Here is a 22,803-nt window from a genome sequence, read left to right on the forward strand (position 1 = left end):
GGCGACCGGCCGGCCGTCGGCGCGGAGGGTCACGTGGTCGGGGGCGGGCGGGGCCGGGTCCTGGTCGTAGCCGCAGACCATCTCGTAGAACTTGACGACGCGTTCGGTCTCGTAGGTGATCAACTCGGTCCACACCGGCAGGCCGTGGCGGTCGTCGCCCGGCGCCGTGGCGGGGTCCTTGTCCTCGCGCAGGCCGAAGACCGCGCCCGCCGGGTCCGCCGCGACCGCCGTGCGGCCCTCCCCGGCGCTGTCGAGCGGGCCGACGGCCACCGTGCCGCCGCACAGCCGGACCTGACCGGCCGCCAGGTCCACGTCGTACGAGGTGAAGAACGGCGTCCAGGCGGCCGGAAGTTGACGGTCCGGCGGTGATTGGCCGATACCCGCCACCTCCTGCCCGTCCAGCAGGGCCCGCGTCCGGCGCCCGGGGCCGGGCTCGAACTCCCAGCCGAACAGCGCCCCGTAGAACTCCTCGGCGGCGGCCGGCCGGTGTGTCAGCAGGCTCACCCGCCAGGGTGCGCCGGGCGCACGCGACGCCCGGGGTACCGCCGCCTGCCGTGCCTGGGTCATCCGCCACTCTCCCTCCGGCCCCGCACGGGGGCCGTGTCGCGTCCGCTCACCCGGAAGGGGCGCGCGTCACCCGAAGGGGGCGCACGCCCAGGGCGGAACCGGTGTCGGGTGTGCCGTACGTGCCTGGTGTCCCGTACGGAGGAAAAGCCGTCCTCCCGCGCACGCGCCCGGCGCACGATGCGTGCCCGGTCGCGTACGCCCCGTGATCGTGTCCGTCCGGCCGAGCAGAGTAGCCGTACCTGGACGCCGGGGCTACCCCTGGCGTATGGATGGACACCATGACAGTCATCATTTCCCCGTCCGAGCTGGCCCAGGAGCTGTCCGGGCAGGCGCCTCCCGTGCTGCTGGACGTCCGCTGGCAGCTCTCCGCGGCCAAGGCGGCGGGGGCGCCCGCCTTCGACGGCCGGGCCGAGTACGCGGCCGGGCACCTCCCCGGCGCGGTCTACGTCGACCTGGACCGCGAACTGGCCTCCACGCCCGGCGAGAAGGGCCGCCATCCGCTGCCCGACCTCGACGTCTTCGGCGCGGCCATGCGCCGCGCGGGCGTCTCCGCCGAGCGGCCCGTCGTGGTCTACGACGGTGGGCAGGGGTGGGCCGCCGCGCGCGCGTGGTGGCTGCTGCGCTGGACGGGTCACCCGGACGTGAAGGTCCTGGACGGCGGGTTGACGGCCTGGGACGGTCCGCTGTCCACCGACCGACCCGCCCCGGCGGAGGGCGACTTCGAGCCGTCTCCCGCGCCGACCGGCGTCCTGGACGCGGACGGCGCCGCCGAACTCGCGGGCGTCGGCGTGCTGTTCGACGCGCGGGCGGGGGAGCGGTACCGGGGCGAGGTCGAGCCCATCGACCGGGTCGGCGGCCACATCCCGGGCGCGGTGTCGGCGCCGACGACGGAGAACGTGGGCCCCGACGGCCGCTTCCTGGCCGCCGCCGACCTGCGCGACCGCTTCAAGGCGCTGGGCGTGTCCGACGACGCCCCGGTGGGCGTCTACTGCGGCTCGGGCGTCTCGGGCGCGCACGAGGTGCTGGCCCTCGCGGTCGCGGGCATCCCGGCGGAGCTGTACGTCGGCTCCTGGTCGGAGTGGTCCGCCGATCCGTCCCGCCCGGTCGCGGTGGGGCCGGACCCCCGGTAGACACACTGGAGGCGAGCACGCGGAAGCGGGGGCGCTGAACACGCCCCCGCAGTAAGCCTATTCGCACAAACGGTCGTACGACCTGTTTGCTCCCGCCGCTACTCCTGCTTCTTGCGCCGCGTCCCGAAGACGATCTCGTCCCAGCTGGGCACGGCGGCCCTGCGTCCGGGGCGCACCCCGTCGGCCTCGGCCTGGCGGTCGGTGGCGCCCACGAGCCGGTCGCGGTGGCTGCCGACCGAGCGGGGCATGAGCACGTCCGCGTACGCGGAACCGGCCGACGCGGCGGGCGCCGGGGGCTCCTCCGCCTCGGGCTCCTCGGGAGGTGCCTCCTCGGTCTCCGGCGGCCGCTCCGGCACCACCAGATCGCCCCGGAAGCTCGGCACGGCCTCCAACAGGCTGGTCAGCGAGTCCCGTTCACCGGCGGTGGTCTCCTCGACGGGCTCCGACGCCTGCGCGGGCAGGCTCGGCCGGTCGCGGTCGCCCCGCTCCAGGGCACGGTCCATCGTGCGGTCGCGCGGCAGCCGGGCGATGCGCGGCACGAACGGGAAGCTCGGCTCCGCCGAGCCGAGGTCGTCGGACTCCCCGATCAGCGAGCGTGCCTCGTCGTCCACGGCCTGGACCAGACGGCGCGGCGGGTCGTACGTCCAGCTCGCGGAGTGCATCTCACCGGCGACCCGGTAGACGAGCAGCACCTCCCAGGTGCCGTCGTCGCGGCGCCAGGAGTCCCACTGCACGGTGTCCTTCTCGGCGCCGCGCAGCAACAGCCGTTCCTGGACGGCCTCGCCGAGCGGCGGGCCGGAGTTCTCGCCGGGGCGGCGGACGGAGGTCTTGCGGGCGCGCTCGGCCATGAAGGCGCGCTCGGCGAGGACGGGGCCCTCGAAGCGTCGGACCCGGTCGACGGGGATGCCGGCGAGCTGGGCGACCTCTTCCGCGGTGGCCCCTGCCCGTATCCGCGCCTGGATGTCACGGGGGCGGAGGTGGCTCTCCACCTCGATCTCGATCTGGCCGAGGCGCGGGCGGTCACCGCGCACGGCGGCGCGCAGCCGCTCGTCGATCGGAAGGGTGTACTCCGTCGCGTCGGCAGCCTTGAGCACCAGCCGTGTGCCGTCATTCGAGACGGCCACGACACGCAGTTCGGGCATGGGGACCTCCCGGGTGGTGCCTGCCGACGTCACGTGCGTCGCTGCTTCCGCTAGTCGAGTGTGGCCTGCCCGGGTGCAGCCTGCCACAACCTTGCCGAGTTGCCCGGCGTGTCGGGCTCGGGCCCGAGTGCGCCGTTATGGCACGGTTACTTGTTCGCAACGCTAAGTGACGAACTCCATCACCCTGTGCAAGTAGTCCCCTCCCGGCGGTCCTGCGAGGCCCCGGACATCCTGGTGGGAGACCGGGCCCAGGGCTCGCAACAGTACTCCATTCGGACCACGCGCGTGGATTGGCGCGCCGCCCGAGTTCTGACAAGGGGTGCGTCTCGGCCGTGCGCGAGTCGGTCTGATCGGTCATCAACGTGGCGAACTTCACGCAATCGACAGAAACGGAACTAAAGGTTTCGCCCATACGTCCCTTCCTCGTGCAAATAGCCGGTCAAGGCCGGTCAGGTATGGGAAAGGCAGGCAGGTTCCGGGTATGGGTGAGACGCCCGAGACGGGTCGCAAGCGGTTCGACCTGAGCGTGCCCCAGGTGGCGGGCAGCGCGCTGGCCGCCGTCGTGGCGGCCAAACTGGCCTCCTACTTCGGGGTGTACGGCACGATCTTCGGCGCGGGGGTCGTCAGCATCGTGGCCACCTGCGGCGGCTCCGTCTTCCAGCAGGTCTTCCGGCGCACCGGAGAGCAGCTGCGCGAGGCCAAGACAAGCGGCCGGCCGAGGGCGCACGGGGCCGGTGAAGCAGCCGCCGTACCGGGGGAGTTCGGCGCGGGCACCGTCTACCGCGCGCGGGTGAAGAGCTGGAGGCGCCCGCTCGTCGCGGCCGCGCTCGTCTTCGGCGTGACCATGGCCGGTATCACCGTCTACGAGCTGGTCTCCGGCAGCAGCTTCAGCGGCGGAAAGGGCACCACGGTCAGCGACGCGGTCGGCGGCCGGAAGCCCTCACCCCACAAGTCCCCGGCCCCCGCACCCTCCTGGATCCCGTCCACCGGCACGGAGACGACCTCCCCGGGCGAGACCGCCCCGTCGGACGGCGGCGGTACGACGGCTCCGGCGACCCCCGACCCGAGCGCGAGCCCGAACCCGCCGGGCGGGCAGGACGCCGTGCCCAGCCCCGGCGCGACCACCCCGGCGCCGACGACGACGGACGCGCCGACCGCGAGCCCTACTCCCCGAGAATCCGCCGGGAGTAGTCGTTCTGGAACAGCCGTTCCGGATCAAGGCGGTTCCGCAACGCCCTGAACTCCCCGAAACGCGGATACACCCGATCGAAGTACTCCGCGTCACGGGTGTGCACCTTCCCCCAATGGGGTCGCCCCTCGTGCGCGGTGAAGATCCGCTCGGCCACGCTGAAATAGGCGTGGTACGGCGTGCCCCGGTACATGTGGACCGCGATGTACGCGCTGTCCCGGCCCGACGCGGTGGAGAGCGTGATGTCGTCGGCCGGGGCGGTGCGCACCTCGACCGGGAAACTGACGCGCAGCCCGGACCGCTCGACGGCCGCCTTCAGTTCGCGGAGCGTCTCGGCCAGCGCCGCGCGCGGCACCGCGTACTCCATCTCCACGAACCGGACCCGGCGCGGCGAGGTGAAGACCTTGTACGGGATGTCGGTGTACGACCGCGCGGAGAGCGCCCCGCTGGAGATCCGGGCGATGGCCGGGACGCTCGCGGGCGCCGCGCGGCCGACCCACTGGGCCACCTGGAAGACGCCGTTGGAGAGGAACTCGTCCTCGAACCAGCCGGCCGGCTGCCCCACCGGACGTGCCGGACCCGCGCTGCGGTTGTTGCGCTTGGTGTTGGTGCTGCCGGTGTGCGGGAACCAGTAGAACTCGAAGTGCTCGTTCTCCGCCCACAGTTGGTCGAACTCCGCCAGCACGCGGTCCAGCGGCATCGGCTCCTCGCGGGCGTGCAGCAGGAACAGTGGCTCCACGGCGAAGGTGACGGCCGTGACGATCCCGAGGGCGCCGAGCCCGATCCGGGCCGCCGCGAAGACCTCGGGGTTCTTCTCCCGCGAGCAGGTGAGCACCGAGCCGTCGGCGGTGACCAGTTCGAGCGCGGTGATCTGCGCCGCGATCGAGCCCGACTCGCGGCCCGTGCCATGGGTGCCGGTGCTGACCGCCCCGGCCACGGTCTGCTCCATGATGTCGCCCATGTTGGCCAGCGACAGGCCCTCGCGCGCCAGGGCCGCGTTGAGCCGCTTGAGCGGGGTGCCCGCCTCGACGGTGACGGTCATCGCCGTACGGTCGATCTTGCGGATGCCGGTGAGCAGTTCGGGCCGTATCTGCACCCCGTCGGTCGCGGCTATGGAGGTGAACGAGTGGCCCGTACCCACCGGTTTGACCCGCAGGCCCTCCTCGGCGGCCTTCCGCACCTCGGCCGCCAGTTCCTCCACCGAGGCCGGAGTCACCTGCCGGACCGGACGGGCGGTCACATTGCCGCCCCAGTTACGCCACGTGCCGTGCTTCCCGCTCGCCGTGCTGCTCAACGGTGCCTCCCCGACCCGTGACCGGCCTGCTGAGCCGGCGGTACCCGAGGAACCCGACCGCGACCGCGACGGCCCCGGCGGCGGCCGGAACCCCGTACCCGGCACGTGCCCCGGCGGCGTCGATCACCCAGCCGGCCGCGGACGAGCCGAGCGCGACACCGACGGCGAGGCCGGTACCCACCCAGGTCATGCCCTCGGTGAGGTTCGCGCGAGGTACGTGCTCTTCGACGAGGGACATCGTCGTGATCATCGTCGGTGCGACGGACAGTCCCGCAACGAACAGCGCCACGGCCAGGAGCGGCAGGTTCCCGACCAGTAGGAGGGGGATCATACTCACGGCCATCGTCGCCAGGCCCAGCAGCCACCGGCGCTCGGGCCGCCCTGCGAACCGCAGCAGGCCGAAGACCAGCCCGGCCGTGCAGGAACCGGCCGCGTACACGGCGAGCACCATGCTCGCCGCGCCCTTGTGCCCGCGCTCCTCGGCGAAGGCCACGGTCGCCACGTCGACCGCGCCGAAGATCGTGCCCGTCGCCGTGAAGGCCAGCACCAGCACCTGGAGGCCCTTCGAGCGCAGCACGCTGCCGCCGACGTGGTTCTCGTCGCGCGGGTGCGGCACCGGCTCGGTGGCCCGCTGGGCGGTCAGCCAGAAGACGCCGACGGCCAGGAAACAGCCCGCGAGCAGCGGGCCCGCCTCCGGGAACCAGGCCGTGGACAGGCCCACCGAGACGATCGGGCCGACGATGAAGCACACCTCGTCGACGACCGACTCGAACGAGTACGCCGTGTGCAGCTTCGGGGTGCCGCCGTACAGCGCCGCCCAGCGGGCCCGGACCATCGCGCCGAGGCTCGGCACCGAGCCGATCGCGGCGGAGAACACGAACAGCGTCCAGTCCGGCCAGCGGAAGTGCGCGGCCAGCAGGAGCCCGGTGGCGGCGGTCAGCGCGACCATGGTGGCCGGGCGCAGCACCCTGCGCTGCCCGTGCCGGTCCACCAGCCGGGATATCTGCGGCCCGATCACGGCGGCGGACAGCGCGATGGTGGCCGTGAGCGCGCCCGCGAGACCGTAGCGCCCGGTGAGCTGCGAGATCATCGTGATCACGCCGATGCCCATCATGGACAGCGGCATCCGGCCGACGAGACCGGCGGCGGCGAAGCGCTTGGTGCCCGGTTCGGTGAACAGGGCGCGGTAGGGGCTGGGCACGGCGGTCTCCGTTGTCCGGTGCGGGCGGTCCTGCTGCGGGGTGCGGACGGTCGCGCCGCATGGCTGTAAGGCGCGAAAGAGGCGCATACAGCTTACGAGTTAGGCAACCCTAACGCACCAGGTCAGCACGGGATACGTGGTGGCGGCACCGGGTCGTTTTCCCGGCTGTCGGTGCCGGGTGGCAGGATCGGAGGCATGCCAGACGCGCTCGATGTCCCCCCGCCGGACGCCGGTCCCTACGACGCCCTCCTCCTGCTCTCCTTCGGCGGCCCCGAGGGCCCCGAAGACGTGGTCCCGTTCCTGGAGAACGTCACGCGCGGGCGTGGCATCCCCAGGGAACGCCTCAAGGAGGTCGGACAGCACTACTTCCTGTTCGGCGGCGTCAGCCCGATCAACGAGCAGAACCGCGAGCTGCTCGACGCCCTGCGCAAGGACTTCGCCGAGCACGGCCTCGACCTGCCGGTCTACTGGGGCAACCGCAACTGGCAGCCGTATCTGACCGACACCCTGCGCGAGATGACCGCCGACGGCCGCCGCCGCGTCCTGGTCCTCGCCACCAGCGCCTACGCGTCGTACTCCGGCTGCCGCCAGTACCGCGAGAACCTGGCCGACGCGCTCGCCACGCTGGAGGCCGAGGGCCTGGAGCCGCCCAGGGTCGACAAGCTGCGGCACTACTTCAACCACCCCGGCTTCGTCGAGCCCATGACCGAGGGTGTGCTGCGCGCGCTCGCCGACCTCCCCGAGGAGGTCCGCGACGGCGCCCACATCGCCTTCACCACGCACTCCATCCCGCTCACGGCCGCCGACACCTCGGGCCCGGCCGAGGGCCACGGGGACGGCGGCGCCTACGTCCGCCAGCACCTGGAGGTCGCCCGGCTGATCGCCGACGCGGTCCGCGAGCGCACCGGCGTCGACCACCCCTGGCAGCTCGTCTACCAGTCCCGCTCCGGCGCCCCGCACATCCCCTGGCTGGAGCCGGACATCTGCGACCACCTGGAGGAGCGGCACGCGGCCGGAGTCCCCGCCGTCGTCATGGCGCCCATCGGCTTCGTCTCCGACCACATGGAGGTCCTCTACGACCTCGACACGGAGGCCACCGCCAAGGCCGCGGAGCTGGGCCTGCCGGTGCGCCGCTCGGCCACGGTCGGCGCCGACCCGCGCTTCGCCGCCGCCGTGCGCGAGCTGATCGAGGAGCGGGCCGCCACCGAGCGCGGCGAGCGGGTCACCCCGTGCGCCCTCGGCGCCCTCGGTGCGAGCCACGACCTCTGCCCCGTCGGCTGCTGCCCGGCCCGCGCCCCGCGCCCGGCCGCCGCCGGTGCCGACAGCCCCTACGCGTGAGGAGCCACGTGACGACCCCGCACTCCGACCTGCCCGACGACCTGCGCGACGACGGGCTCGACGACCTCCTCGGCCTGGCCCTGGAGGCCGCCCGCCGCGCCGGTGAGCTGCTGCGCGACGGCCGTCCGGCCGACCTCGCCGTGGCCAGGACCAAGTCCAGCCCCATCGACGTCGTCACGGAGATGGACATCGCGGCGGAGAAGCTGATCACCGACCTGATCTCCGAGCGCCGCCCCGACGACGGCTTCCTCGGCGAGGAGGGCGCCGCCTCCGAGGGCACCAGCGGGGTCCGCTGGGTGATCGACCCGCTCGACGGCACGGTGAACTACCTCTACGGGCTGCCGACCTGGGCGGTGTCCATCGCCGCCGAGCTGGACGGCGAGACCGTCGTCGGCGTCGTCGCGGCCCCGCTGCGCGGCGAGACGTACCACGCGGTGCGCGGCGGCGGAGCCTTCGCCACCGGTGCCTGGGAGGGCGAGCGCGCCCTCGCCTGCCGCCCGGCCGCCCCGCTGGACCAGGCGCTCGTCGCCACCGGCTTCAACTACGTCACCGACGTCCGCGCCCACCAGGCCCAGGTGGCCGCCCGGGTGCTCCCGCTGGTCCGGGACATCCGGCGGGGCGGCTCGGCGGCGATCGAGCTGTGCGACGTGGCCTCGGGCCGGCTGGACGGCTACTGGGAGCGCGGGCTCAACCCCTGGGACTACGCCGCCGGTGCCCTCATCGCCCGTGAGGCGGGCGCGGTGACCGGTGGACGCCCCGGAGAGCCCGAGTCACCCGCCCTGACGTTCGCGGCCACCCCGGCCGTCTTCGAGGCGCTCCAGCCGCTCCTGGAGGACTTCGGGGCCTGGCACGACTGAGCGGTACCGCCACGCGAGTGGGCCCCGGCGGATCTCTCCGCCGGGGCCCACTCGACTGCCGGGGCCGGTCAGGGCTGTGACACGGCGACTTCCACACCGTGCTCGGCCGCGAGACGGCGCAGGTCGTCCAGCTCTCCCTGCTCCACCTCGGCGAGGAAGTCGTCGCCCTCGTCACGAGCCCGCGACAGGTCGGACTCGGTCCTCTTTATGCGCTGCAGAAGTCCTGCGGTGAATGCGTCCATGCTGCGCCCCCTCGTCCTGGGTCGTGGGTCGGTGGCACGGGGGTGTGCCGGTCGGGAAGGGGCGATCACGTGGCCCGCGGATGCCCGGCACAGCCCTGCCGGGGCGGCTGCGGTGCCGAACACCCGCGCCCGCTCCGCCGGGGCTGATCGCGGAGTGACCGCATGGTGCCTCGGCACATGCGGAGCGTGATCGCGGGGTGTAAAGCCGTCCTCCCCGCGTCGTTCGTCCGGGAAACCTCCGACGCCGCAGAAAATCCCGCTTTCCCGCCCTCCGGCCGCCGTACCTGCGGCGACCGTCCTCGGCTTACCGCCGACTTATGGCCGAAAAGGGCAGGATGGAGAGCACAATCCCACGGACACCCCCGCCCGCCCGCGCCCAGGCGCGCCGTGGGCGGACATGAGGAAGGACAAGCGACGTGCGCGTACTCGTCGTCGAGGACGAGCAGCTGCTCGCCGATGCGGTGGCCACCGGACTGCGCCGGGAGGCCATGGCCGTCGACGTCGTGTACGACGGTGCGGCCGCCCTGGAGCGCATCGGCGTCAACGACTACGACGTGGTCGTCCTCGACCGTGACCTCCCCCTCGTGCACGGCGACGACGTCTGCCGCCGGATCGTGGAGCTGGGCATCGCCACCCGTGTGCTCATGCTCACCGCCTCCGGCGACGTCAGCGACCGCGTCGAGGGCCTGGAGATCGGCGCCGACGACTACCTGCCCAAGCCCTTCGCCTTCAGCGAGCTGATCGCGCGCGTGCGCGCGCTCGGCCGCCGTACGAGCGTGCCCCTGCCGCCGGTCCTGGAGCGCGCCGGGATCAAGCTCGACCCCAACCGCCGCGAGGTCTTCCGCGACGGCCGCGAGGTGCAGCTCGCCCCGAAGGAGTTCGCCGTCCTGGAGGTGCTGATGCGCAGCGAGGGCGCGGTCGTCTCGGCCGAGCAGCTCCTGGAGAAGGCCTGGGACGAGAACACGGACCCGTTCACCAACGTGGTCCGGGTGACCGTGATGACCCTGCGCCGCAAGCTCGGCGAGCCTCCCGTGATCGTCACGGTGCCCGGCTCCGGCTACCGGATCTGATCCCCCATGGCCGCCACCCCCGCGCCGCCCCAGGCGCCCCCGAAGCCCACCTGGGACCCCCGCCGCCCCCAGCCGCCCTTCCCATGGCTGCGCCCGACCATCCGCATACGGCTGACCCTGCTGTACGGCGGCATGTTCCTGATCGCCGGCATCCTGTTGCTGTCGATCATCTACCTCCTGGCCGCGCAGGCGATCAGCTCCGGCAACCAGCCGCTGTTCAAGATCGTCAGCTTCCAGGCGCTGAAGGTCTCCAGCGACAACTGCCAGGCGATCAACACCAGCAGCCTCTCGCTCCAGGACTTCAACGACGCGATCAGCACGTGCGTCGACCACCAGCGCCAGGTCGCCCTGGACGAGCTGCTCAGCCGCTCGCTGCTCGCCCTGCTCGGCCTCGCCGTGATCGCCTTCGCCTTCGGCTACGCCATGGCGGGCCGCGTCCTGTCCCCGCTCGGCCGGATCACCCGCACCGCGCGCCAGGTGGCCGGCTCGGACCTCTCCCGCCGGATCGAGCTGGACGGCCCCGACGACGAGCTGAAGGAGCTGGCGGACACCTTCGACGACATGCTGGAGCGCCTGCAACGGGCCTTCACCGCCCAGCAGCGCTTCGTCGGCAACGCCTCCCACGAGCTGCGCACCCCGCTCGCGATCAACCGCACGCTCCTGGAGGTCCACCTCTCGGACCCGGGCGCGCCCGTGGAGCTGCAACAGCTCGGCAAGACCCTGCTCGCCACCAACGAACGCAGCGAGCAGCTCGTCGAGGGCCTGTTGCTGCTCGCCCGCAGCGACAACCAGATCGTCGAGCGCGGGCCCGTGGACCTCGCCGAGGTCGCCGGGCAGGCCATCGACCAGGTGCGCAGCGAGGCGGACGCCAAGGACGTCGAGATCCGCGGCGAGCGCAAGCGCGCGGTGGTGCTCGGCAACGGCGTGCTCCTGGAGCGGATCGCGCTGAACCTCGTACAGAACGCGGTGCGCTACAACGTTCCCGAGGACGGGTGGGTGGAAGTCACCACGGAAACCGAGCACAACCAGGCCGTGCTGACCGTGTCCAACACCGGACCGGTGGTCCCGGCGTACGAGATCGACAACCTCTTCGAGCCGTTCAGGCGGCTGCGCACCGAGCGCACGGGCAGCGACAAGGGCGTCGGGCTCGGCCTGTCCATCGTCCGGTCCGTGGCGCGGGCGCACGGTGGGCACATCGTGGCCCGGCCGCGCGAGGGCGGAGGGCTGGTGATGCGCGTCACCCTGCCGCTGTGAGCGAGCTTCCGGCACGCCCGGAGATTGTTCGCTTCGCGCGGAATTTTCCACCACCCTGCCGGGGTTGTCCCTGTGTGATCAATCACATGTGTGGATTTCCGGCCATGTACTGAACGTGATCAAGAAGTGGGCCACAAAGCCGGGAAAGTCCGGGTTTTCAGCCCTCCCGATCACGGGAAGTACACGATGAGGCGCCTTTGAGGTGCGGCATTCGAACCGTGTACGGTCCTCACCGCCATCCAAGCCGATCACTCTTGAGGGATCGGGTTGGGTGTCGATTGAGTAACAGACCTTGATGTGAGGCAAAATCTCCGCCTCAGGTCGGGCACAAGTCCGGCCTCTCACGCGTTACGTGCGCTGAAGACACCGCAGACACCCAGAGGGGGAGAGCGACCATGGCAACCGATTACGACACTCCACGCAAGACCGACGACGACGTCGACTCGGACAGTCTCGAAGAGCTGAAGGCCCGGCGGAACGACAAGTCCACCTCCGCGGTGGACGTCGACGAGTTCGAGGCCGCAGAGGGCCTCGAGCTTCCCGGCGCCGACCTCTCCAACGAGGAACTGGCCGTCCGTGTGCTGCCCAAGCAGCAGGACGAGTTCACCTGCATGAGCTGCTTCCTCGTCCACCACCGCAGCCAGCTGGCCCGCGAGAAGAACGGCCAGCCGATCTGCCGCGACTGCGACTGAGGACGGGTCGGCCGTGACTGGCTCGACCCCTCCGCGGAAGCGCCGTTTCCGGTTCCCGGGAGCGGACAAAGGGCCGCTCGGCGGCTCGCACGACACGCGTGACGACGGGCGGGGCTCACCGGAAGCGGGAGCCTCGCTCGAACCACCGGCGGAGCGCCACGCTCCGCGGGCCGGGACGGGGGAGTCCGCCGGTCCTGACGCACCGGTCCGTCACCCACGGGCCGCGGCGATCCGTGGCAGGGCCCGCCATCTGGCGCGCGAAGGCGCACGCCGGGGCGGCGGCCACGCCCGCGCGGGCGTCGCCTACGTCGCGGACCGCGTCATCGACATCGCCCCGCGTGTCCCCGTGCGGGACCTCGCGACGCTGCGGAGGCAGTTCCCGGGCCTCGGGCCCGAACAGCTCGCGGACAAGCTCGTGAAGGGCGCCGCGAACGCCACCTCCACCGTCGGCGCCGGAGTCGGAGCGGCGGCCATGCTGCCCGTACCGCCCGCCCTGCCGACCGAGCTCGCCGCGGAGATCACCGCGGTCGCCGCGATCGAGCTGAAGCTCATCGCCGAACTCCACGAGGTGTACGGGCAGCGCGCCCCCGGTGGCCTCGGCGCCCGCAGCACCGCGTATCTGGGCTCCTGGTCCGGGGAGCGCGGCATCGACGTGATGAAGCCGTCGACGATCGACGCGGCCCTGGGCGGCCGCATGAAACGCGAACTGCGCCAGCAGATCATGAAGCGCATGGTCCGCAACCTGCCCAACCTGACGCCCTTCATGGTGGGCGCAGCCGTGGGCGCGGTCATGAACCGCCGCGACACCAGAAGGCTCGCCGACCGGGTCCGGGCCGACCTGCGCACGCACCAGGTCCCCTGGGACGAACTGGCCGCGCAGCCCCCGCTGGACCAGCCCGAACACCCTGTGCGGATCAAGGAGATGCCCGAGGACCCCGAGCCCCCGGGAAACCTGAAGGGCTGACCTCAGGCAGCGGCGTCGGTGCCCTTCGCAGCCTCGATGGCCGCCGCCAGCCGCTCCGGCTCCCGCGTCGACAGATACAGGTACGGCGTCGGGTCCTCCGGGTCGGTGACCTCCACGCGCAGCGCCGTCGGGATGTACGCGCGCAGCAGCAGGAACGCGCGCGTGTCCGCCTTGTAGGTCCGCCAGGCGCGCGCCTCCTCCGCGTCCAGCACCTCGCTGGCGCCCAGCGCGGACACCGGGATCTTCGCCTCGCCCGCGATCAGCGAGTCGCCCACGAGCCGGATGCGCTGCGAGCCGTACGCGCTCGCCATGACCGCCGCCGCGGCGGTGCCCCCGACCAGTCCGCCGAGCAGCGGCAGGACGCCGAAGGGGAGCAGGATCAGGGCGAAGGAGACACCCACGAGGAAGCTGATCAGCCACCACGAGCGGGGGGCGGTCAGACGTTCTTCGTAGGGGGTGGCGGCAAGCTGCATGGAGCCAAGCTTGGCACGCCGGTGGCGGCCGCCGGGCGGCCGGGTAAGGTCTGCGCCTGTGAGTGGTAGTTCCCCAGCCCTTGAGCCGCCCGCCGACGCGGCGCGCCCCGTACGTCACCCCGACGCGCCCGCCCCCGGCGAACCGCTGGGCACCCACTACGAACACTGTTTCGGATGCGGGCCCGGGCAGCCGCACGGGCTGCACCTGGAGGCCCGGGCGGGCGAGGGTGTCTCGCTGACCGCCGAGTTCACCGTCAGGCCCGCCCACCAGGGCGCCCCCGGCCTCGCGCACGGCGGGGTCCTCGCCACGGCCCTGGACGAGACGCTGGGCTCGCTGAACTGGCTGCTGCGGACCATCGCCGTCACCGGCAGACTGGAGACGGACTTCGTACGGCCCGTCCCCGTGGGCACCACGCTCCATCTGGAGGCCGAGGTCACCGCCGTCGCCGGACGGAAGATCTACTCCACCGCCACCGGCCGCATCGGCGGCCCCGAGGGCCCCGTCGCCGTCCGTGCCGACGCCCTCTTCATCGAGGTCAAGGTCGACCACTTCACCGACCACGGCCGCGAGGAGGAGATCCGGGCCGCCATGAGCGACCCGGACCAGATCCGCCGTACCCGCGCCTTCGAGGTGAACCCGTGAACACCGACCGGACCGCCCCGCTGGACGTCCGCATCCGCCGGATCGACCCCGACGTCCCCCTCCCGGCGTACGAGCACCCCGGGGACGCCGGGGCCGACCTGCGCACCACCGAGCCCCGCGAGCTGAGCCCCGGTGAGCGGGCCGTGCTGCCCACGGGCATCGCGATCGCGCTCCCGGAGGGCTACGCGGCCTTCGTGCACCCCCGCTCGGGCCTGGCCGCCCGCTGCGGTGTGGCACTCGTGAACGCCCCCGGGACGGTGGATGCCGGGTACCGTGGAGAGATCAAGGTGATCGTGGTGAATCTCGATCCGCGCGAGACCGTGCGGTTCGAACGCTTCGACCGGATTGCCCAACTGGTCGTCCAGCAGGTCGAGAGGGTCCGCTTCCAGGAGGTCGCGGAACTTCCCGCCTCGGTACGCGCCGAGGGGGGCTTCGGGTCCACCGGAGGCCACGCCTCGGTGGGCGACGACAGCGGCACAGAGGGTCGGACCGCCGACGGCGGTCCGACGGGTGGGAATCGATACGCTTCGGTCGTATCCGACCGGGAAGGACAGTGACGTGTTCGGACGTCGCAACAAGAAGGGTGCCGCCGAGGGCGCGGCCGGCGAGGCCGAGCAGGTCGTCGACAGCGTCGGCACCGAGGCGGACGGAGAGCAGACGCGTGTGCGGCTCGAGCCCGAGCCGCGCCCCGACGGGCCCTGGGACTCCACGGAGGTGCGCGACCCGGCCGAGGGCCGCGTCGACCTCGGCGGCCTGTTCGTGCCGGGTGTGGACGGCATGGAGCTGCGCGTCGAGGTCGCCGGTGACGCGATCGTCGCCGCGACCGTCGTCCTGCGGGACAGCGCCATCCAGCTCCAGGCCTTCGCCGCCCCCAAGCGCGAGGGCATCTGGGGCGAGGTCCGCGAGGAGATCGCGGGCGGCATCACCCAGCAGGGCGGCATCATCGACGAGGTCGAGGGCCCGCTCGGCTGGGAACTGCGCGCCCAGGTCCCGGTCCAGCTGCCCGACGGCACCGGCGGCTTCCAGGTCGTCCGCTTCGTCGGCGTCGACGGCCCGCGCTGGTTCCTGCGCGGTGTGATCTCCGGCCAGGGCGCGGTGCAGCCGCAGGCCGCCGGACTCCTGGAGCAGATCTTCCGGGACACGGTCGTGGTCCGCGGCGAGGGCCCGATGGCCCCGCGCGACCCGATCGTCCTCAAGCTGCCCAACGACGCCCAGATGGTCCCCGAGGGCGTCCAGCAGGAGGAGGGCTCCCGCTTCTCCGGCGGCATGGGCCAGCTCCAGCGCGGCCCGGAGATCACCGAGGTCCGCTGACCGCGCCGCGGGTCCATCCACAGGACACGGGCCGTACCCCCGAGGGTGCGGCCCGTGTCCGTGCGGGTTCGCGCCGTTGTGCCTCGCGTCGCCGCCGAGAGCGGCCCGCGCCGGGGTTGCCCACGCCGGGGCTGCTCGCGAGGCTCTCCGAGCAGTTCCCCACGCCCCTTTCCGGCGCCGCCCCGCCCGGTGATAATGGCGGCTGGTTCACGGGGGAGGGGCAGTATGAGCAGTCAGGTGATCACCGACACCATGGTGCGCGTCGACGGCGTCCACAAGTCGTACGGGCGTGGCGCCGCCGCGGTGCACGCCCTGCGCGGTGTCTCGTTCGAGGTCCCGCGCGGTGAGCTGGTCGCCCTCAAGGGGCGTTCGGGCTCCGGCAAGACCACCCTGCTGAACATCGTCGGCGGACTCGACGCCCCCGACCAGGGGCGCGTCGAGGTCGAGGGGCATGACCTCGCGGAGCTGGGCGAGAACGGGCTGCTGCGGCTGCGGCGGGACCGTATCGGCTTCGTCTTCCAGTCCTTCGGGCTGATCCCGATCCTCACCGCCGCGGAGAACGTCGGCGTGCCGCTGCGGCTGCGGAAGGCCGAGACGCGCGAACGGGAGGAGCGCGTCGAACTGCTGCTCTCCCTCGTCGGGCTCGGCGACCACGCCGCCCAGCGGCCCGGCGAGCTGTCCGGCGGCCAGCAGCAGCGCGTCGCCATCGCCCGCGCCCTCGCCAACAAGCCCGCACTGATCATCGCCGACGAGCCGACCGGTCAGCTCGACGCCGAGACCGGCCATGCGGTGATGGAGCTGCTCCGCGCCGTCGTCCGCAGCGAGCGCGCCACCGCCCTCGTCGCCACCCACGACGCGGCCCTCCTCGACCTCGCCGACCGGGTGCTGGAACTGCACGACGGCGAGATCACCGAGCACTGAGCCGGCCCCCTGGGGCGCCCCGGGTGACGCCCCGCACCGTGACCTGTCAGAGTTGTGTCAAGGACCCCCGTCGACCGGCCACTCGTCCGGTTCGTCCCCTTCGACGGCCGTAAGGTCGATGCTGCGTATGCGGCAGTCACGGGAAGACAATGGGGCCATGGCACGCGGCACACTTCGGATCTATCTCGGCGCGGCGCCGGGCGTGGGGAAGACCTACGCGATGCTGGCCGAGGCGCACCGGCGCGTCGAGCGGGGCACCGACTGCGTCGTGGCGTTCGTCGAGCACCACGGCCGGCCGCGCACCGAGGTCATGCTGCACGGCCTGGAGCAGGTGCCGCGTCGGGAACTGGAGCACCGGGGCGGCACCTTCGACGAGATGGACGTCGACGCGGTGCTCGCCCGCCGGCCCCGGATCGCCCTGGTGGACGAACTCGCCCACACCAACGTCCCAGGCTCCCGCAACGCCAAGCGCTGGCAGGACGTGGAGGAGCTGCTCGCGGCCGGGATCGACGTGGTCTCCACCGTCAACATCCAGCACCTGGAGTCGCTGGGCGACGTGGTCGAGTCGATCACCGGGGTGCGCCAGCGCGAGACCGTCCCCGACGAGGTCGTCCGCCGGGCCGACCAGATCGAGCTGGTCGACATGTCCCCGCAGGCGCTGCGCCGCCGCATGGCGCACGGCAACATCTACCAGCCGGACAAGGTCGACGCGGCCCTCTCCAACTACTTCCGCCCCGGCAACCTCACCGCCCTGCGCGAACTGGCGCTGCTGTGGGTGGCCGACCGGGTCGACGAGTACCTGAACGAGTACCGCAGCGAGCACGAGGTCTCCCGGATCTGGGGCTCGCGCGAGCGCATCGTGGTCGGGCTGACCGGCGGACCCGAGGGCCGCACCCTCATCCGCCGCGCCGCCCGGCTCGCCGAGAAGGGCGCGGGCGGCGAGGTGCTCGCCGTCTACATAGCCCGCAGCGACGGCCTCACCGCCGCCTCCCCGAAGGAGCTCGCCCTCCAGCGCACCCTCGTGGAGGACCTCGGCGGCACCTTCCACCACGTGGTCGGCGACGACATACCCGCCGCCCTGCTGGACTTCGCGCGCGGAGTCAACGCCACCCAGATCGTCCTCGGCTCCTCGCGCCGCAAGACCTGGCAGTACGTCTTCGGACCCGGCGTCGGCGCCACGGTCGCCCGTGAGTCGGGACCCGACCTGGACGTCCACATCGTCACCCACGAGGCGGTCGCCCAGGGCCGGGGACTGCCCGTCGCCCGGGGTGCCCGGCTCGGCCGGGGCCGGATCGTCTGGGGCTGGCTGGTGGGCGTCGGCGGCCCGGTCGGGCTCGCGGTGCTGCTCAACACCGTGGACCTCGGCCTCGCCAACGACATGCTGCTCTTCCTGGCCCTCACGGTCGCGGCGGCCCTGCTCGGCGGCCTGCTGCCCGCGCTGGCCTCGGCGGCCATCGGGTCCTTCCTGCTGAACTACTTCTACACCCCGCCCCTGCACCGGCTGACCGTCGCCGACCCGAAGAACATCGTCGCCATCGCGATCTTCTTCGGCGTCGGGATGTCCGTCGCCTCCGTGGTGGACCTCGCCGCCCGGCGCACCCACCAGGCGGCCCGGCTGCGCGCCGAGTCGGAGATCCTCTCCTTCCTCGCGGGCAACGTCCTGCGCGGCGAGACCGGCCTCGAAGAACTCCTCGAACGGGTCCGGGAGACCTTCGCCATGGAGTCCGCCGCCCTCCTGGAGCGGGCCAGCGACGTCGACCCCTGGACCTGCCAGGGCCGCGTGGGGGTCGGACCGTCGCTGGAACGCCCCGAGGACGCCGATGTGGACATGCCGGTCGGGGACCACATGGCCCTCGCGCTCACCGGCCGGGTGCTGCCCGCCGAGGACCGCCGGGTGCTCGCCGCCTTCGCCGCCCAGGCCGCCGTCGTACTGGACCGGCGCCGCCTGCGGGCCGAGGCCGACCAGGCCCGCACCCTCGCCGAGGGCAACCGCATCCGCACCGCCCTGCTCGCCGCCGTCAGCCACGACCTGCGCACCCCGCTCGCCGGGATCAAGGCCGCCGTCTCCTCGCTCCGCTCGGACGACGTGGCCTGGTCCGAGGAGGACCGCGCCGAGCTGCTCGAAGGCATCGAGGAGGGCGCCGACCGGCTCGACCACCTCGTCGGCAACCTCCTGGACATGTCCCGTCTCCAGACCGGCACCGTCACCCCGCTCATCCGCGAGATCGACGTGGACGAGGTGGTCCCGATGGCGCTGGTCGGCGTGCCCGAGGACAGCGTCGAGCTGGACGTGCCCGAGACGCTGCCCATGGTCGCCGTCGACCCCGGCCTGCTGGAGCGCTCGGTCGCCAACCTGGTCGAGAACGCCGTCAAGTACAGTCCCCCCGGCCGCCGCGTCCTGGTCGCCGCCAGCGCCCTGGACGACCGGGTCGAGGTGCGCGTGGTGGACCGGGGGCCCGGCGTCCCCGACGAGGCCAAGGAGCGCATCTTCGAGCCCTTCCAGCGCCACGGCGACGCCCCGCGCGGCGCCGGGGTCGGCCTCGGCCTCGCCGTGGCCCGGGGCTTCGCCGAGGCCATGGGCGGCACGCTGGTCGCCGAGGACACCCCCGGCGGCGGCCTCACCATGGTGCTGAGCCTGCGCGCGGCGGGGCGGGGCACGCAGGAGCGCGGCACCGACGAGCGCGGCACCGACGCGCGCGCCACGGAAGCCGGCGCGCACACCATGGAACGAGAAAGGCAGGCCCTATGACCAGGGTGCTGGTGGTCGACGACGAACCGCAGATCGTGCGGGCCCTCGTGATCAACCTCAAGGCGCGCCAGTACGAGGTGGACTCCGCCGCCGACGGCAGGACCGCCCTCGAACTCGCCGCCTCCCGCCACCCCGACGTGGTCGTCCTGGACCTCGGCCTGCCCGACATGGACGGCGTCGAGGTCATCCGCGGCCTGCGCGGCTGGACCCGGGTGCCCGTCCTGGTCCTCTCCGCCCGCCACTCCTCCGACGAGAAGGTCGAGGCCCTCGACGCGGGCGCCGACGACTACGTCACCAAGCCCTTCGGCATGGACGAACTCCTCGCCCGGCTGCGCGCCGCCGTACGCCGGGCCGAACCCGTCGGCGCGGGCGAGGGCGACGTGACGACCGTGGAGACCGCGGGCTTCACCGTCGACCTGGCCGCCAAGAAGGTCAACCGCGCGGGCAAGGACGTACGCCTCACCCCCACCGAGTGGCACCTCCTGGAGGTCCTGGTCCGCAACACGGGCCGCCTCGTCGGCCAGAAGCAGCTGCTGCGCGAGGTGTGGGGACCGTCGTACGGCACCGAGACCAACTATCTGCGCGTCTACATGGCCCAGCTGCGCCGCAAGCTGGAGACCGACCCGGCCCACCCCCGCCACTTCATCACCGAGCCGGGGATGGGGTACCGCTTCGAGAAGTGACCGGTGGGGCCCGGGACATGGGGGGTGCGGGTGGGACGTGAGGTGCGGGGGAGCCACGAGTACGGCCATGTCGGCCCGCCCCGGTACGCTTCAGATATGAGTGCCGTTCCTCGTTCCGAAAAGCCGGTCGGCCGGTTCCGCCGCATGCTGGACCGGCTCTCCTCGTCGCAGGAGGACCTGGAGTCGGAGGAGCTGCGGGAGGACGCCGACACGGCGGGCTGCACCCGCATCGGCGACTGCCACGACCGGCAGATCGTCACCGTAACTGGTACCTTGCGCACGGTCACCCTGCGCCCGCGCGCCGGAGTCCCGGCCCTGGAGGCGGAGCTGTTCGACGGCACCGCCGCGCTGGACGTGGTGTGGCTCGGCAGGCGTTCCATCACGGGCATAGAACCGGGGCGCAGGCTGATCGCATCGGGCCGGATCTCGATGAGCCGTGGCCGCCGCGTGTTGTTCAACCCGAAATACGAACTGCGACCCCTCGGACGGGAGTAGCCGGTGACGTCCCTCGACAAGCCGACCCAGGACACCGGACAGACACCACCGGACGACGGCCACCACGACTCGCGTGCGGTCACCGAGGCCGCGCTGTTCCAGGCGTTCGGCGGAATCCGGGGGATGGTCGAGACGGTCCTGCCCGGACTGCTCTTCGTCACGATCTACACGATCAACAAGGACCTGCACCTCTCCGCGCTCGCCGCGCTGGGCGTGGCGGTCGTGATGCTGGTCGTCCGGCTGCTGCGCCGGGACACCGTCAAGCACGCCTTCAGCGGCGTCTTCGGTGTGGCCTTCGGTGTCGTCTTCGCGATGTTCACGGGCAACGCCAAGGACTTCTACCTCCCCGGGATGCTCTACACCCTGGGCCTGGCGCTCGCCTACATCATCACCACCCTCGCCGGGGTGCCCCTGATCGGCCTGATGCTCGGCCCGGTCTTCAAGGAGAACCTCTCCTGGCGCACCCGCAACCCGGGCCGCAAGAAGGCGTACGCCAAGGCCAGTTGGGCCTGGGGTCTGATCCTGCTCGCCAAGTGCGCGATCCTCTTCCCGCTCTACTGGTGGGCCGACACCACCCAGCTCGGCTGGGTCCTGGTCATCCTGAAGATCCCGCCCTTCCTCCTGGCGGTCTGGCTCACCTGGGTCTTCCTCGCGAAGGCGCCGCCGCCGATCGACGTGTTCGCCGAGATGGAGGCCGCAGAGCAGGCGGAGAAGGCCGAGAAGGCGGAGCGGGAGCGCGCGGCCGCGGAGTCGGGCGAGCCCACCGGCGGACGGCACCGCAGGGGCGCGTAGACGCACGGAACACGGAGAACCCCGGCCACCGATATCGGTGGCCGGGGTTCTTTGCGCGTACGGGGACTCAGCCCTCTTCCCGCCGCACCGACAGCAGGTCCTCCAGCTGCTCCTCCCGGGCCTGCGCGGCCACGAAGAGGAGTTCGTCGCCCGGCTCCAGGGAGTCCTCCTTGGAGGGGGTCAGCACCCGGGTGCCGCGGATGATCGTGACCAGGGAGGTGTCCTCCGGCCAGGGCACGTCGCCGACCTGGGTGCCGGCCAGCGCCGACTCCTCCGGCAGGGTCAGCTCGACCAGGTTGGCGTCGCCGTGGCTGAAGCGGAGCAGCCGGACCAGGTCGCCGACGCTCACCGCCTCCTCGACCAGGGCGGACATCAGACGCGGGGTGGAGACGGCCACGTCCACGCCCCAGGACTCGTTGAAGAGCCACTCGTTCTTGGGGTTGTTCACCCGGGCGACGACGCGCGGGACGCCGTACTCCGTCTTGGCGAGCAGCGAGACCACCAGGTTGACCTTGTCGTCGCCGGTCGCGGCGATGACGACGTTGCAGCGCTGGAGCGCGGCCTCGTCCAGGGAGGTGATCTCGCAGGCGTCGGCAAGGAGCCATTCCGCCTGCGGCACGCGCTCGACCGAGATGGCGGTCGGCGCCTTGTCGATCAGCAGGACCTCGTGGCCGTTCTCCAGCAGCTCGGCCGCGATCGAGCGGCCGACGGCACCGGCACCGGCAATGGCGACCCTCATCAGTGACCGCTCTCCTCTTCGGGGCCCCCGGCGAACGCCGCCTCGACCTTCTCCACGTCGTCCGTGCGCATCATCACGTGCACCAGGTCACCTTCTTGCAGGACCGTCTGCGAGGTGGGCAGCACGGCCTCGCCCAGGCGGGTCAGGAACGCCACGCGGACGCCCGTCTCCTCCTGGAGCTTGCTGATCTTGTGGCCGACCCACTTCTCGGAGGCGTGCACCTCGGCGAGCTGCACCCCACCGGTGGGATCGCGCCACAGCGGCTCGGCGCCGGAGGGCAGCAGACGGCGCAGCATCTGGTCGGCGGTCCAGCGCACCGTGGCCACCGTCGGGATGCCCAGACGCTGGTAGACCTCGGCACGACGGGGGTCGTAGATGCGGGCGGCCACGTTCTCCACGCCGAACATCTCGCGGGCGACGCGCGCGGAGATGATGTTGGAGTTGTCGCCGCTGGACACGGCGGCGAAGGCCCCCGCGTCCTCGATGCCGGCCTCGCGCAGGGTGTCCTGGTCGAAGCCGACGCCGGTGACCCGGCGGCCGCCGAATCCCGGCCCCAGCCGACGGAAGGCGGTGGGGTCCCGGTCGATCACCGCGACCGTGTGGCCCTGTTGCTCCAGGGTCTGCGCGAGCGCGGAACCCACGCGTCCGCAGCCCATGATGACGATGTGCACGACCGTCCTTCCGGTGTCCAAAAGTTACTGCTCGGCCTCAGGGTCTCAGACCGACGCCCAAAGCTACACACGCGCGGTCCCCAGCTACACGCGCGCGGTCCCCGTAGGGCATCCGCTGCTCACGTGCTCACCTGTGCCGCTCGGTGACGCCCGTCACCCCGGGTTCCCCGCGTCGAGTGATGCTGCGCACGCTGCACCGGGTCAGGATTCCGAGGGCGAGCAGCGCGAGGGCGGCGCCGATCAGTTCCGCGGCCGCGGGCATGAGACCTCCGAAGGGCGATGAACTGCGACGACGGGCCGGTCTGCCATCTAGGCACGGGGGGCGCGGGGACGACGGAAACCGCGGTTCCGCGCGCCCCTGATTTCACTCGTGAGGCAGAATGTGT

At 72.4% G+C, this 22,803-nt stretch carries 25 protein-coding genes; 16 read left to right on the forward strand and 9 right to left on the reverse strand.

Annotation, left to right across the window (positions count from 1 at the left end; all coding sequences use genetic code 11):
- On the reverse strand, positions 1-567 hold a 567-nt coding region (locus GTW40_RS17225; protein ID WP_161181088.1), incomplete at its 3' end, for a VOC family protein.
- Between the two features lie 278 nt (positions 568-845).
- Here GTW40_RS17225 and GTW40_RS17230 point away from each other — a divergent pair.
- Positions 846-1,697 carry a sulfurtransferase gene (locus tag GTW40_RS17230; RefSeq protein WP_202486021.1) on the forward strand — a complete coding sequence of 284 codons (852 nt, stop codon included), beginning with the start codon at positions 846-848 and terminating at the stop codon, positions 1,695-1,697.
- Between the two features lie 98 nt (positions 1,698-1,795).
- Here GTW40_RS17230 and sepH read toward each other — a convergent pair whose 3' ends face one another.
- Positions 1,796-2,839 (reverse strand): septation protein SepH, encoded by a 1,044-nt coding sequence (gene sepH / locus GTW40_RS17235; protein WP_161181090.1) that lies wholly within the window; start codon positions 2,837-2,839, stop codon positions 1,796-1,798.
- Positions 2,840-3,320: 481 nt separating this feature from the next.
- Between sepH and GTW40_RS17240 the strand changes: the two genes are divergently transcribed.
- Positions 3,321-4,079, forward strand: coding sequence for a hypothetical protein (locus GTW40_RS17240; protein ID WP_161181091.1), 759 nt, complete (start codon positions 3,321-3,323; stop codon positions 4,077-4,079).
- Here the strand turns inward: GTW40_RS17240 and GTW40_RS17245 are convergent.
- Complete coding sequence (locus GTW40_RS17245) at positions 4,003-5,322, reverse strand: D-arabinono-1,4-lactone oxidase (RefSeq protein ID WP_161181092.1); 1,320 nt, start codon at positions 5,320-5,322, stop codon at positions 4,003-4,005. The genes GTW40_RS17240 and GTW40_RS17245 overlap by 77 nt on opposite strands.
- The gene (locus GTW40_RS17250; RefSeq protein ID WP_161181093.1) at positions 5,282-6,523 is read right to left on the reverse strand and encodes an MFS transporter; all 1,242 of its coding nucleotides are present in this window, start codon (positions 6,521-6,523) and stop codon (positions 5,282-5,284) included. The genes GTW40_RS17245 and GTW40_RS17250 overlap by 41 nt, the downstream gene beginning before the upstream one ends.
- A gap of 195 nt (positions 6,524-6,718) precedes the next feature.
- On the opposite strand from GTW40_RS17250, the gene GTW40_RS17255 reads away from it, so the two are divergent.
- Both GTW40_RS17255 and GTW40_RS17260 read left to right on the forward strand, forming a co-directional pair.
- Complete coding sequence (locus tag GTW40_RS17255; protein ID WP_161181094.1) at positions 6,719-7,861, forward strand: ferrochelatase; 1,143 nt, start codon at positions 6,719-6,721, stop codon at positions 7,859-7,861.
- A gap of 8 nt (positions 7,862-7,869) precedes the next feature.
- Positions 7,870-8,718 carry an inositol monophosphatase family protein gene (locus tag GTW40_RS17260; RefSeq protein ID WP_343245727.1) on the forward strand — a complete coding sequence of 283 codons (849 nt, stop codon included), beginning with the start codon at positions 7,870-7,872 and terminating at the stop codon, positions 8,716-8,718.
- 68 nt (positions 8,719-8,786) lie between these two features.
- On the opposite strand, the gene GTW40_RS32700 is transcribed toward GTW40_RS17260, so the two are convergent.
- Entirely contained in the window at positions 8,787-8,960 is a 174-nt protein-coding gene (locus GTW40_RS32700; protein ID WP_202486022.1) for a hypothetical protein, read from the reverse strand.
- Positions 8,961-9,376: 416 nt separating this feature from the next.
- Between GTW40_RS32700 and GTW40_RS17265 the strand changes: the two genes are divergently transcribed.
- The 4 genes from GTW40_RS17265 to GTW40_RS17280 all read left to right on the forward strand — a co-directional run bounded on the left by GTW40_RS17265 (position 9,377) and on the right by GTW40_RS17280 (position 12,940).
- The gene (locus GTW40_RS17265; protein ID WP_018547315.1) at positions 9,377-10,030 is read left to right on the forward strand and encodes a response regulator transcription factor; all 654 of its coding nucleotides are present in this window, start codon (positions 9,377-9,379) and stop codon (positions 10,028-10,030) included.
- 6 nt (positions 10,031-10,036) lie between these two features.
- Positions 10,037-11,284, forward strand: coding sequence for a HAMP domain-containing sensor histidine kinase (locus GTW40_RS17270; RefSeq protein WP_161181095.1), 1,248 nt, complete (start codon positions 10,037-10,039; stop codon positions 11,282-11,284).
- Positions 11,285-11,679: 395 nt separating this feature from the next.
- Positions 11,680-11,976: a DUF4193 domain-containing protein gene (locus GTW40_RS17275; protein WP_005481602.1), complete on the forward strand. Its 297-nt coding sequence runs from the start codon at positions 11,680-11,682 to the stop codon at positions 11,974-11,976.
- Positions 11,977-11,989: 13 nt separating this feature from the next.
- Entirely contained in the window at positions 11,990-12,940 is a 951-nt protein-coding gene (locus GTW40_RS17280; RefSeq protein ID WP_161181096.1) for a hypothetical protein, read from the forward strand.
- A gap of 2 nt (positions 12,941-12,942) precedes the next feature.
- Here GTW40_RS17280 and GTW40_RS17285 read toward each other — a convergent pair whose 3' ends face one another.
- A complete protein-coding gene (locus GTW40_RS17285) occupies positions 12,943-13,413 on the reverse strand; it encodes a DUF3093 domain-containing protein (RefSeq protein ID WP_161181097.1) in 471 nt (156 codons plus the stop codon).
- A gap of 58 nt (positions 13,414-13,471) precedes the next feature.
- On the opposite strand from GTW40_RS17285, the gene GTW40_RS17290 reads away from it, so the two are divergent.
- From GTW40_RS17290 to GTW40_RS17325, 8 genes are all read left to right on the forward strand, one after another.
- Positions 13,472-14,056, forward strand: coding sequence for a PaaI family thioesterase (locus GTW40_RS17290; protein ID WP_161181098.1), 585 nt, complete (start codon positions 13,472-13,474; stop codon positions 14,054-14,056).
- On the forward strand, positions 14,053-14,613 hold the full coding sequence (gene dut, locus GTW40_RS17295; protein ID WP_161181099.1) for a dUTP diphosphatase: 561 nt from the start codon (positions 14,053-14,055) through the stop codon (positions 14,611-14,613). Before GTW40_RS17290 ends, dut begins: the two co-directional genes overlap by 4 nt.
- Position 14,614: 1 nt before the next feature.
- Positions 14,615-15,367 carry a DUF3710 domain-containing protein gene (locus tag GTW40_RS17300; protein WP_161181100.1) on the forward strand — a complete coding sequence of 251 codons (753 nt, stop codon included), beginning with the start codon at positions 14,615-14,617 and terminating at the stop codon, positions 15,365-15,367.
- 225 nt (positions 15,368-15,592) lie between these two features.
- A complete protein-coding gene (locus GTW40_RS17305; RefSeq protein ID WP_161181101.1) occupies positions 15,593-16,288 on the forward strand; it encodes an ABC transporter ATP-binding protein in 696 nt (231 codons plus the stop codon).
- Between the two features lie 157 nt (positions 16,289-16,445).
- Positions 16,446-19,037 (forward strand): sensor histidine kinase KdpD, encoded by a 2,592-nt coding sequence (locus GTW40_RS17310; protein WP_161181102.1) that lies wholly within the window; start codon positions 16,446-16,448, stop codon positions 19,035-19,037.
- On the forward strand, positions 19,034-19,720 hold the full coding sequence (locus tag GTW40_RS17315; RefSeq protein ID WP_161181103.1) for a response regulator: 687 nt from the start codon (positions 19,034-19,036) through the stop codon (positions 19,718-19,720). The genes GTW40_RS17310 and GTW40_RS17315 overlap by 4 nt, the downstream gene beginning before the upstream one ends.
- A 96-nt stretch (positions 19,721-19,816) precedes the next feature.
- The gene (locus GTW40_RS17320; protein ID WP_161181104.1) at positions 19,817-20,215 is read left to right on the forward strand and encodes an OB-fold nucleic acid binding domain-containing protein; all 399 of its coding nucleotides are present in this window, start codon (positions 19,817-19,819) and stop codon (positions 20,213-20,215) included.
- Positions 20,216-20,218: 3 nt separating this feature from the next.
- Positions 20,219-21,007: a DUF3159 domain-containing protein gene (locus GTW40_RS17325; RefSeq protein WP_161181105.1), complete on the forward strand. Its 789-nt coding sequence runs from the start codon at positions 20,219-20,221 to the stop codon at positions 21,005-21,007.
- Positions 21,008-21,074: 67 nt separating this feature from the next.
- On the opposite strand, the gene GTW40_RS17330 is transcribed toward GTW40_RS17325, so the two are convergent.
- The 3 genes from GTW40_RS17330 to GTW40_RS33555 form a co-directional block, all read right to left on the reverse strand.
- Positions 21,075-21,746, reverse strand: a complete 672-nt coding sequence (locus GTW40_RS17330; RefSeq protein ID WP_161181106.1) for a TrkA family potassium uptake protein — start codon at positions 21,744-21,746, stop codon at positions 21,075-21,077.
- On the reverse strand, positions 21,746-22,417 hold the full coding sequence (locus tag GTW40_RS17335; RefSeq protein WP_161181107.1) for a TrkA family potassium uptake protein: 672 nt from the start codon (positions 22,415-22,417) through the stop codon (positions 21,746-21,748). The genes GTW40_RS17330 and GTW40_RS17335 overlap by 1 nt, the downstream gene beginning before the upstream one ends.
- A 127-nt stretch (positions 22,418-22,544) precedes the next feature.
- Complete coding sequence (locus GTW40_RS33555; protein ID WP_272919017.1) at positions 22,545-22,679, reverse strand: hypothetical protein; 135 nt, start codon at positions 22,677-22,679, stop codon at positions 22,545-22,547.
- Positions 22,680-22,803 lie beyond the last annotated feature (124 nt).

Origin of the sequence: Streptomyces sp. SID4985, assembly GCF_009863025.1 — a bacterium.
GTDB lineage: Bacteria > Actinomycetota > Actinomycetes > Streptomycetales > Streptomycetaceae > Streptomyces.

Coding starts and splice junctions, on each gene's coding strand:
- GTW40_RS17270 (WP_161181095.1), top strand. CDS start 10,037: ATGGCCGCCACCCCCGCGCCGCCCCAGGCGCCCCCGAAGCCCACCTGG.
- GTW40_RS17315 (WP_161181103.1), top strand. CDS start 19,034: ATGACCAGGGTGCTGGTGGTCGACGACGAACCGCAGATCGTGCGGGCC.
- GTW40_RS17305 (WP_161181101.1), top strand. CDS start 15,593: ATGAGCAGTCAGGTGATCACCGACACCATGGTGCGCGTCGACGGCGTC.
- GTW40_RS33555 (WP_272919017.1), bottom strand. CDS start 22,679: ATGCCCGCGGCCGCGGAACTGATCGGCGCCGCCCTCGCGCTGCTCGCC.
- GTW40_RS17330 (WP_161181106.1), bottom strand. CDS start 21,746: ATGAGGGTCGCCATTGCCGGTGCCGGTGCCGTCGGCCGCTCGATCGCG.
- GTW40_RS17275 (WP_005481602.1), top strand. CDS start 11,680: ATGGCAACCGATTACGACACTCCACGCAAGACCGACGACGACGTCGAC.
- sepH (WP_161181090.1), bottom strand. CDS start 2,839: ATGCCCGAACTGCGTGTCGTGGCCGTCTCGAATGACGGCACACGGCTG.
- GTW40_RS32700 (WP_202486022.1), bottom strand. CDS start 8,960: ATGGACGCATTCACCGCAGGACTTCTGCAGCGCATAAAGAGGACCGAG.
- GTW40_RS17230 (WP_202486021.1), top strand. CDS start 846: ATGACAGTCATCATTTCCCCGTCCGAGCTGGCCCAGGAGCTGTCCGGG.
- GTW40_RS17285 (WP_161181097.1), bottom strand. CDS start 13,413: ATGCAGCTTGCCGCCACCCCCTACGAAGAACGTCTGACCGCCCCCCGC.
- GTW40_RS17320 (WP_161181104.1), top strand. CDS start 19,817: ATGAGTGCCGTTCCTCGTTCCGAAAAGCCGGTCGGCCGGTTCCGCCGC.
- GTW40_RS17255 (WP_161181094.1), top strand. CDS start 6,719: ATGCCAGACGCGCTCGATGTCCCCCCGCCGGACGCCGGTCCCTACGAC.
- GTW40_RS17240 (WP_161181091.1), top strand. CDS start 3,321: ATGGGTGAGACGCCCGAGACGGGTCGCAAGCGGTTCGACCTGAGCGTG.
- GTW40_RS17310 (WP_161181102.1), top strand. CDS start 16,446: ATGGCACGCGGCACACTTCGGATCTATCTCGGCGCGGCGCCGGGCGTG.